Below are 9,823 nucleotides of genomic sequence, written 5' to 3'. Positions count from 1 at the left end.
AAGGGAGATCGTTCCCACGCTCGCGTAGGAACGATCGCTTCAATCAACAAGAGGCCGATGCCCGTTCGCATCGGCTTTTTTTTGAGCTTTTGCGCGAATGATAAATAAACTCATTCCGGTTTTTCCCAGGTGCTGCGTCTTACTAAGGTATGCGGGCAAATCGGCTCGGGCAGGGCTGCCCAGGCGCCGGTTGTGTCCAGGAAAAATTTAGCTGTCGTCCAGTCGGATGACCGTACCCGGGGAGGGGTCGGTCAGCGGTACACCGTGCTGGCGAGCGGCAGGCCCTTCGGCCCCCATGGACTTTTCACTTCTACCAATAATAGAGAGCACGATGTCGGCAATTCATGAGTTGAAACCGCTGTTCAAGGCACTGGTCATGTCCCGCGGCCTGCGTTCGCGCCGGGTGTTGACGGGCCTGGGTCTGGTCTGCGTGTTGCCATTGAGCGCCCAGGTGATGGCTGAAAACGTCAGCATCAACATCCCTGCGCAACCGCTGCCGCAGGCATTAAAAGCGTTCGGCGAGCAGACCAACCAACAAGTGATCTATAACGCCGACGAACTGGCCGGCCTGAAAAGCAATCGCGTCAGCGGCAAGATGAGCCCGCAAGCGGCCATCGCCGAATTGCTCAAGGGCACCGGCGTGCGCCACAGCCTCGAGGGCAATACCCTGATGCTGGTAAAGGGCTCCGGCGCAGGCCTGGAACTGGGCGCGACCACCATCAACGCGCAGCAGCCGGAGGCCACCACCGAAGGCAGCAACTCGTACACCAGTAATGCGGTGACCATCGGCAAGGGCACTCATACCCTGAAGGAGATTCCGCAGTCGATCACGGTGATGACGCGCAAGCAGATGGATGACCAGAACCTGGTCAGCCTCAAGGACGCCGTCAACCAGACCACCGGCGTCGTCGGCCTGCAGGGCGTCGGTCAGGGCATGATCCTCTCGTCGCGCGGTTTCCAGATCGATGACTGGCAGTACGACGGTGTGCCGATCCCGCGTAACACCTACTCGCTGGGCAACTGGGCGACCCAGGACCTGATCTTCTTCGACCGTCTGGAAATTCTCCGTGGCGCCTCCGGCCTGCTGCAAGGCACCGGCAGCCCCGGCGGCGCCGTCAACCTGGTGCGCAAGCGTGGCCAGAGCGCCCCGACCGTGACCCTGACCGGCAAGGCCGGCTCCTGGGACCACTACGGCCTGCAACTGGACGCCGGCGGCCCGCTGAACGAGGCCGGCAACATCCGCGGTCGTATCGTCGCCGACGAAGACCAGAGCAATTCCTTCGTCGATCATGCCTGGAACAAGACCCACTCGCTCTACGGCTCGCTGGACATCGACCTGAGCGAAGACACCACTCTGGGCTTCGCGGCCAGCCAATCCAATGGCGAGTCGCGCGGCAACATCCGCGGCCTGCCACGCTACGCCGATGGCTCGATGCCGGACGTGTCGCGCTCGACCTACACCGGCGCGCGCTGGAACCGTTCCGATATCGACGTCACCACGCTGTACGCCGACCTGGAGCATCGCTTCAACGAGGATTGGGCGTTCAAGGTCGGTGCCGTGCAGATGACCGAAGACAACCAGGCAAAAAACCAGCGCACGCAAAGTCCTGGCGGCCTGCTGCCGGATGGCAGCCGTGTGCAATATGCCGACTTCGTGACTGACTTCCAGTCCACCAAGGTGGGTCTGGACATGAACCTGGTCGGCAAGTTCGAAGCCCTGTCGATGGAGCAGGAGGTCATGCTCGGCGGCAACTACTCCCAGCTGGAGACGGACGACAAATACGCCCGGACCTTCAACAGCAGCACCGACAATATCTTCGACCTCGACAACAACCGTCCGGACATCAGCTATGAGGGCCTGATCAACAGCCCGGGTGGCATGGGCACACTGAGCAAGTACGACATCCGCCAGAAAGGCATATACGGTACCTGGCGCGTCAAGCCGGTGGACGACCTGACGCTGATCCTCGGCTCCCGGGTCAGCTGGTATGACTTCAGCTACAAGTCGAAAACCGAACGGGCAACCGGTATTACCCCCAACGCGCCGAGCACTGGAAGTGAGACGGGGGAGGTCACGCCCTACGCCGGTATCGTCTACGATTTGAGTCGTGAGTGGGCGGTGTACGCCAGTTACACCGACGTGTTCCAGCCGCAGACCAACGTTGATGCCAACGGTTCCGTGCTCAAGCCCGTCATCGGCACCAACTATGAAGTGGGTCTTAAAGGTGAATTGATGGACGGTCGGGTCAATACTTCCCTGGCTGTCTTCCGCTACGACCATGAAAACCGTGCGGTCAATGACGGCGGTTCGGGATGTGGTGGCTTCGGTTGCTCGACAGCCTCGGGCAAGGTGCGTAGCCAGGGCATCGAGGCCGAAATCAGCGGTGAGGTGGTCGACAATCTGCAGCTGTTCGCGGGCTATACCTACAACACCACCAAATACCTGAAAGATCCGGATAACGAAGGCAGTGTCTTCAGTACCTGGACGCCGAAACACATGCTCCGGGTGTGGGGCAACTACCAGTTCACCGGTGACTGGAACCGGGTCAACGCGGGTCTAGGCTTCACCACCCAAAGCCATACGCAGGTCTTCGACCTCAACTATGACGTACCGGGTTACACCGTCTGGAATGCCCGCGTCGGCTATCAGTTGACGCCGGAGATCGGGTTGGCGGTCAATGCCAACAACCTGTTCGACAAGACGTATATCACGCCGGCTTACAACCAGATCAACGGTAACAACAACTTCGGCGATCCTAGGAATTTGATGTTTACCGTGAAATATACACCGCAGTTTTGATCTGATCTAAGGCGGAAGGCCGATCCGCTGTGGTTTTGCGGGTCGGTTTTTTTTGGGGTGTATATCCGGTTTTTTGGTAACGGCTGCTTAGGGTTCCGCCCTTACGGCGGCTCACTTTTGAGAAGCGCAAAAGTAACCAAAACGCTTCTGCCCCACCACTCGGCACCTCGCCAAGGCTCGGTGTCCCCTCACTCCGGCATTGCTCCGTGGGCCCGCCGCGAAGGGCCGTCCCTGGCCCAGCGCGGCTATCCCGGCATCCATGCCGGGATGCCCACTCCACAATGCCTGCGTTCGGCCAGCGTGGTTAACGGGGCGCCCGAAATCAACGTCCACCGCGAGGCGGCCTTATAGCCGACCTGGTTCTTGCTGGGGTCCGCGTTCCTTCTGTGGGAGCGAGCCTGCTCGCGAAGAGGCCGGCACATTCAAAATCTTCATTGACTGACACTCCGCCTTCGCGAGCAGGCTCGCTCCCACACTGGATTTTCAACAGGTACAGATTCCAAGGCCCACAGATAATCACCGTGGGAGCGAGCCTGCTCGCGAAGGGGCCAGCACACTTAATTTCTTCATCGACTGGCACTCCGCTTTCGCGAGCAGGCTCGCTCCCACAGAAGGAACGCGGACCCCAGCAAGAACCAGGTCGGCTCTAAGGCCGCCTCGCCGTGGACGTTGATTTCGGCGCCCCATTAACCACGCTGGCCGAACGCAGGCATTGCGCAGTGGGCACCTCGGCATGGATGCCGAGGTAGCCGCGCTGGGCCAGGGACGGCCCTTCGCGGCGGCCCACGGAGCAATGCCGGAGTGAGGGGACACCGAGCCTTGGCGAGGTGCCGAGTGGTGGGGCAAAAGCGTTTTGCTTACTTTTGCGCTTCTCAAAAGTGAGCCGCCGTAAGGGCGGAACCCTAAGCAGCCGTTACCGAAAAACCGGATATACACACCGATCAACTAATCAAGAGCTACCCCGCCAAGCCCCCCAAAAACACCTCAACCAACGAATCAAGCAACCCCTCATCAAAGATCATGCCCCGATGGCGCAACGGCGAATGCACCGAGCACTGCAACTCGCCAGTCAAGCTATGTTCCCTGACCAACGCCTCGCAAAACGCCAGCTCTTGCGGTGTTTTCTCCGCCTCGGTCCACCAGCAGCTGGGACGTACCCGTACCGGCTTGAAAGTGAACCCTTCAAAGGCCTCCAGCAACCGGTCATGCACCGAAAACGCCTGGGCATTCATGACCTCTTCCTTGACGCTCTGCACGACCGACAGCAAGTCGCCTCGCTCAGGCTCGATCTGGCCCGCGGCCCACTCGTGGAAGGCGTTGACCGAGCTGTCAGGGTGTTCCCGTCGAAAGGCCGCGGTGCGTTCCGTAAGAGCAGGGAACAGCAGATCGAAATACTCGATTGCCTCATGCAGATCCTGCGAGGCCGGGTCGGTTTTTTCCTCCGCAAGCAGTTCCCGATGACGCGGCAACGTCGCGGGATACAGGTGCTCGGGAATCGTGCTGTCCACCAGGCCCAGGAAACCCACCGTATGTCCCTGGCTTTCCAGGGTTGCCGCGATGTCCAGGGCAATCGCCCCGCCCAGGGACCATCCCATCAGGTAATACGGACCCTCTGGCTGAGCCGAGACGATTTCCTGGCTGTAGTCGGCAATCATCTGGTGCCAGGCCTCGGGGCCCGCATGGGGTTCGCTGAAGCCGCGGTGCATGACGCCGAAGGTGCGTGCGCGATTTTGCAGTTTGCGCGCCAGTGGCTGGTAGCAGAAGACGATGCCCCCGCTGGGGTGCAGGCAGAACAGCTGCGGTGCGCTGGCGGGCGCGTTGTTCAGGGCGACGAGGCACTGCGTCTGCTCGCGGTGTTTTTGCGAAATGAACCGGGCCAGTTCGGCGATGCTCGGGTTGGCCAGCAGTTCTTGCAGGCGCACCGTGTGGTTCAGGCGTGCCTTGAGGTTGGCGATGAGCTCGATCGCCAGGATCGAATGCCCACCCAGCTCAAAGAAACTGTCGCTTATACCCACGCGCTCAACCTTCAGCGACTGTTGCCAGAGTTGCACCAGGGCCTGTTCCAACTGCGTGCGGGGCGCCACGTAGGTCGAATGCCGGAGGTCGGCGTCCGGTTCCGGCAAGGCCTTGCGATCGAGCTTGCCGTTGGCATTGAGCGGCAGGTGATCGATGAATAACAGATGGCTGGGCACCATGTAGTCCGGCATCTGCGTTTTCAGCGCAGTCAGCAGGCCTTCGCGCAACTCGGCCGAGGCCGGTTGCGTCGGGATGACGTAGGCGATCAATTGCAGGCCGCCCGGGCCTTCATGGGCCAACACCACGCAATCGCGGACCGCCGAGAGCATTTGCAGGCGCGCCTGGATCTCGCCCAACTCGATGCGGAAGCCGCGGATCTTGACCTGGTGATCGAGGCGTCCCACGTATTCGATGCTGCCGTCGCAGAGGTAGCGGGCCAGGTCCCCGGTGCGGTACAGGCGTCCGCCCGGCAGTGGGTCGAACGGGTCTGGAATGAAACGGCTGGCGGTCAGGCCGGCGCGCTGGTGGTAACCGCGGGCCAGGCCCGCGCGACCGACATACAGCTCGCCGATGCAACCCTTGGGCACCGGATTCAGGTGCGCATCGAGCAAATACCAGGACAGATCGACGATGGGCTCGCCGATGGGGCTGGCGGCCTCGCCATGCAAATCCTGCAACGACAGCGGCCGCCAGGTGACATGCACCGTGGTTTCGGTGATGCCGTACATGTTGATCAATTGTGGTGTCTGGTCGCCGAAACGTTCGAACCAGGGGCGCAGGCTCTGCACATCAATCGCTTCACCGCCGAAAATCACTTGTCGCAACCGGTGGACGAGCGTCTGTTGAGGGGCGCAGGCCACCTGCAGTAATGACTTGAATGCCGATGGCGTCTGGTTGAGCACCGTGACCTGTTCCTGGCAGAGGAGGGCGTAGAAATCCTCGGGCGAACGGCTCACGGCGTGGGGCACGATGACCAGTCGACCGCCATGCAGCAGGGCACCGAAGATCTCCCACACGGAAAAATCGAAGGCGTAGGAGTGAAACAGGCACCACACGTCCTGCTGGCCGAAACCGAACCAATGGTCGGTGGCCTGGAACAATCGGCTGACGTTGTGGTGGGCGAGCAGTGCGCCTTTGGGTTTGCCGGTGGAGCCGGAGGTGTAGATCACGTAGGCCAGGTTGTCCGGATCCATCGGCACGTGCGGATTGTGTTCGGGGTAGGTGCTGACGGCATCGACCGGATCCAGCAACAGGCAGTCGACGCCGGCGGGCAGCGCTAGCGAATCAAGCAGGTGGGCCTCGGTCAGGATCTGCCTGACGCCGCTGTCCTCGATCATGTAGGCCAGGCGATCGGCCGGGTAGGCCGGGTCCAGCGGTACGTAGGCGCCGCCGGCCTTGAGAATCGCCAGCAGGCCGACGATCATCCGTGGCGTGCGTTCGACGGCGATGCCGACCAGTACGTCGGGCCCGACGCCTTGTTCGATCAAGCGATGGGCCAATTGGTTGGCGTGTCGATTGAGCTCGGCATAGCTCATGTGCTGCCCTTCGAACGTCAGGGCTATCGCCTCTGCGGTGTTGGCGGCGTGGGTTTCGATCACCTGGTGCAGGCACTCTTCCTGGCGCAACCGGGTCGGCCGGCGGTTCCAGTCGTTCAGGGTCAGCCGCTGTTCATCGGCGCTCAACAACGGTAGCTCGCCGAGGGCGCAGCCGGGCGTTTCGATCAGGCCGCGCAGCAGGTTCTGCCAATGCTCGGCCATGCGCTCGATGGTTTGCGCGCGGTACAGGTCACGGCTGTATTCGAAGGTCGCCACGGTCTGCTGTTGTGAATAGTCGACATCCAGCGACACGTCGAACTTGGCCTGGTTTTCGCCGGTGTCGAGAAACTCCAGCATAAATTGATCCGGACTTGGCGGCGACGCCGCCTGTGATCCGGTGCGCCAGTTGAACAGGACCTGAAACAGCGGGTTGGCGCCCAATTGATCGAGGATCAATTCCAGCGGGTAATCGGCATGCTCCAGCGCGGCGAGGGACTGCACGCGCAGATCGCGGAGAAAATCCAGCGCGCTGCGGGTCGAGTCGATCCGCGCCCGGTACACCTGGCTACTGACAAAAAAACCTACCAGGTCCTGGCTTTCATGGTTGTTGCGGTTGGCGTTGGGAACGCCGACGGTGAAGTCGTTCTGGCGGCTGTAGCGGGCCAGCAGCAATTGCCAGGCACCCAGCGCTACCACGAACGGCGTCAGCCCCTGGCGTTGGCAGAACGTCTCGAGCGCCTGGACCATCGCCGGGGCCAGCGCCACCTGCACACGGCCGGCCATGTGTGTCTGGCTCGCGGTGCGCGCAAAATCCTGTGGCAGTTCCAGTGTGGGCAGGTCGTGGCCCAGGTACTCGCTCCAGTATTCGCCGCCGCGTCGGCAGGCCAGGCTCTGCAAGTACTCGCCGCGTTGCCACGTCGCGTAGTCGGCGTATTGCAGGGGCAACGGTGGCAGCGGTGAGGGATCGCCCAGCAAGCCCTGGGCATAGGCCTGGGTCATGTCCTGCATGAGGATCGTGTTGGACCAGGCATCGGACACGATGTGATGCATATTCAGCAACAGCACATGTTCCGCAGGGCTCAGCCTGAGCAGGGTGGCCCGCATCAGCGGCGCCTGGGTGAGATCGAACGGTCGCCGGGCGTGTTGCTCGATGCGCTGCGAAAGCGTCGGCTGGTCGAGCCCGGCGAGGTCTTCGCGATGCAGGACCAGGCAGGCGTTGCGCTCAACCACCTGGGTGGCGGCACCGTCGATTTCGATGAACGCGGTGCGGAGGATGTCGTGCCGGTCGATGACCCGATTCAGCGCTTGCTCCAGGGCAGCGGCATTCAGCTCGCCCGTCAGGCGCAGGGCACGTGGCAGGTTGTAGGCCGACCGGGTCGGGTCGCGCTGTTGTTCCAGCCACAAGCGTTGCTGGGCGAAAGACAAGGGCGCGCGGTCCAGCCGGCTGCGGTTGGACCGCGCGTGCAGATCGTCGGCGGCGTCATCGAGCAGCAGCGCCAGCAGATCATCATCTAGCAATTCGTTCATGGTGTTCTCGCGGTAGACAGCATTGCGTCGGGCAGGCTCAGGCGAAGGCTGCCGGGACCTTTTCAGTGACGACCTGACCGGCCTGCATTCGCACCAGTTGATCGGCGATGTCGAAGTAACGGTCGTCGTGGGAAATGACGATGATGGTCTTGCCCAGGGCCTTCAGCTCCGGCAGCAGTTCGGTGTAGAAAACCCGCCGGAACACCGGGTCCTGGTCGGCGGCCCATTCATCGAAGACCAGCACCGGGCGTTCTTCCAGCCAGGCATTGAGCAGGGCCAGGCGCTTGCGTTGGCCGGTGGACAGATCGGTGGTGCTGAAGGCGCCGTCGCGAATGCTGACCTTGTGGGCAATCTCCAGGCGCTCCAGGTAACGATTGGCGGTCCCCGGCACTTGCTGGTCGCCTTGCACCAGTTCATCGAACAGGTAGTAGTCGGCAAAAATCGTGGTGAACAACTGGCGATAATCGTCACGCTGCGCAGCCAGCACCGGCTTGCCATCGAGCAGAATTTCACCGCCCTGGGGCGCATAGAGGCCCAGCAGCAATTTGATCAGCGTGGTCTTGCCCCCGCCGTTCTCGCCGACGATGAATACGATCTCGCCCTGGGCGATGGACAGGTTGACCGGTCCGAGGGCGAAGGCCTGGCTGCCGTCGACCGCCGGGAAGGCGTAGTGCACGTCACGCAATTCAAGCTGTTGGATCGTCGGCTTGGGCACGCTCTTATCATTGAGCAGCAGGTGTGGCTCCGGCGAGGAGAACTGCTCGGCCAACTCCGCAATGCGTTTGAATGCAATGTTGGCGCGGCTGATCACCGGCAAGGTCATCACCAGGTATTCCAGCGGCCCTTTCATATACAACAGCACCAGCACGAAACCGCTGAGTACCGCCTTGTCGATGCCCAGCCACAGCGATTGCAGGGCCAGGACCAGGCCGATGACCACAAAGAACAGCATCGAGCCGAAGGTCTTGGCGACCACGAAGGTGTTGACCGAGCGGATGTTGGTGGCGCAGATCTGCTCGGCGGTGGCTTCGATGCGCTGGCTGAACATGCGTTGGCGGCGTGGCCGGTGGATGCGCAGTTCCTTGGCGCCGGCGGCGATCGCGCTGTAGTGCTTTTGCAGGGCATCTTCAGCCTCGCGGGCCGCTTCGAAGCCGCGAATGCCACGGGCTCGGGCCACGTACTGGATGACCGTGCCGATCACCAATGCCACCAGCAGCAGCGCAAACATCGGCAATGACAGGTAGGCCAGGTAGGCCAGGCAGCCGAGGGTGACGGTGAAGGCAATCGCCAATGGCGCAAAGGAAAAAGCGAAGTTGCTGACCATGTTGACGTCGTGGGTCAGTATCGGGATGAGCCGATGACTGCGAAAACGCTCGATCTGTTCGATCGGTGCCAACAGGACTTTCTGGCCGAGGGATTTGCGCAGGCTGGCGATGATGTTCTGGCCGACATGGTTGGTGCCGATGTCCGACAGGATCGAGGTCAGCAGCGCCGCCGCGCAAAGCCCGGCGAAGGCGCCGAGCATGTGTGGCGAGGGCCCGGCATCGGCGTTCAGCGCGTCGTTGATGGTCGCCAGCAAGGCGGTGATGCTCAGGCCACCGAGCATGCCCAAGAGGATGGAGCCTACGACAATCAGCCGGAAGGGTTTGAGCAGGATGAACAATTCAGTGATCACCCCGCGTTGTGGTTGGCTCATGGAGGTTTCCCTGCTTGAAGAAAAAGGCGAAGACCATCGCGGGCATTCACCGCATGGGCTGAAGGACGACGGCACGCCGGTTGGGGCGCGCCCACCTATGGAACGATTGGAGGGGAAGGGGATTTAACGAGGAACCACCTGACACACATTATTGTGGCGAGGGAGCTTGCTCCCGCTCGGTTGCGCAGCGACCGCAAAATCTTGGGGCCGCTGCGCCCGAAGCGTCGGACCGGCCCAGCGGGAGCAAGC

At 61.8% G+C, this 9,823-nt stretch carries 3 protein-coding genes; 1 reads left to right on the top strand and 2 read right to left on the bottom strand.

Annotation, left to right across the window (positions count from 1 at the left end; translation table 11 throughout):
• The first annotated feature begins 331 nt into the window (after positions 1–331).
• A complete protein-coding gene (locus tag J3P89_RS19900; RefSeq protein WP_434695425.1) occupies positions 332–2,800 on the top strand; it encodes a TonB-dependent siderophore receptor in 2,469 nt (822 codons plus the stop codon).
• A gap of 956 nt (positions 2,801–3,756) precedes the next feature.
• Here J3P89_RS19900 and J3P89_RS19895 read toward each other — a convergent pair.
• Both J3P89_RS19895 and J3P89_RS19890 read right to left on the bottom strand, forming a co-directional pair.
• Positions 3,757–7,878, bottom strand: a complete 4,122-nt coding sequence (locus J3P89_RS19895) for an amino acid adenylation domain-containing protein (RefSeq protein ID WP_434695424.1) — start codon at positions 7,876–7,878, stop codon at positions 3,757–3,759.
• A gap of 37 nt (positions 7,879–7,915) precedes the next feature.
• Positions 7,916–9,574 carry a cyclic peptide export ABC transporter gene (locus J3P89_RS19890; RefSeq protein WP_434695423.1) on the bottom strand — a complete coding sequence of 553 codons (1,659 nt, stop codon included), beginning with the start codon at positions 9,572–9,574 and terminating at the stop codon, positions 7,916–7,918.
• Positions 9,575–9,823: the final 249 nt, after the last annotated feature.

Source organism: Pseudomonas sp. Z1-14 (assembly GCF_051132005.1).
GTDB lineage: Bacteria > Pseudomonadota > Gammaproteobacteria > Pseudomonadales > Pseudomonadaceae > Aquipseudomonas.
This window is presented reverse-complemented; position numbering and strand designations above follow the sequence as displayed.

Coding starts and splice junctions, on each gene's coding strand:
- J3P89_RS19900 (WP_434695425.1), top strand. CDS start 332: ATGTCGGCAATTCATGAGTTGAAACCGCTGTTCAAGGCACTGGTCATG.
- J3P89_RS19895 (WP_434695424.1), bottom strand. CDS start 7,878: ATGAACGAATTGCTAGATGATGATCTGCTGGCGCTGCTGCTCGATGAC.
- J3P89_RS19890 (WP_434695423.1), bottom strand. CDS start 9,574: ATGAGCCAACCACAACGCGGGGTGATCACTGAATTGTTCATCCTGCTC.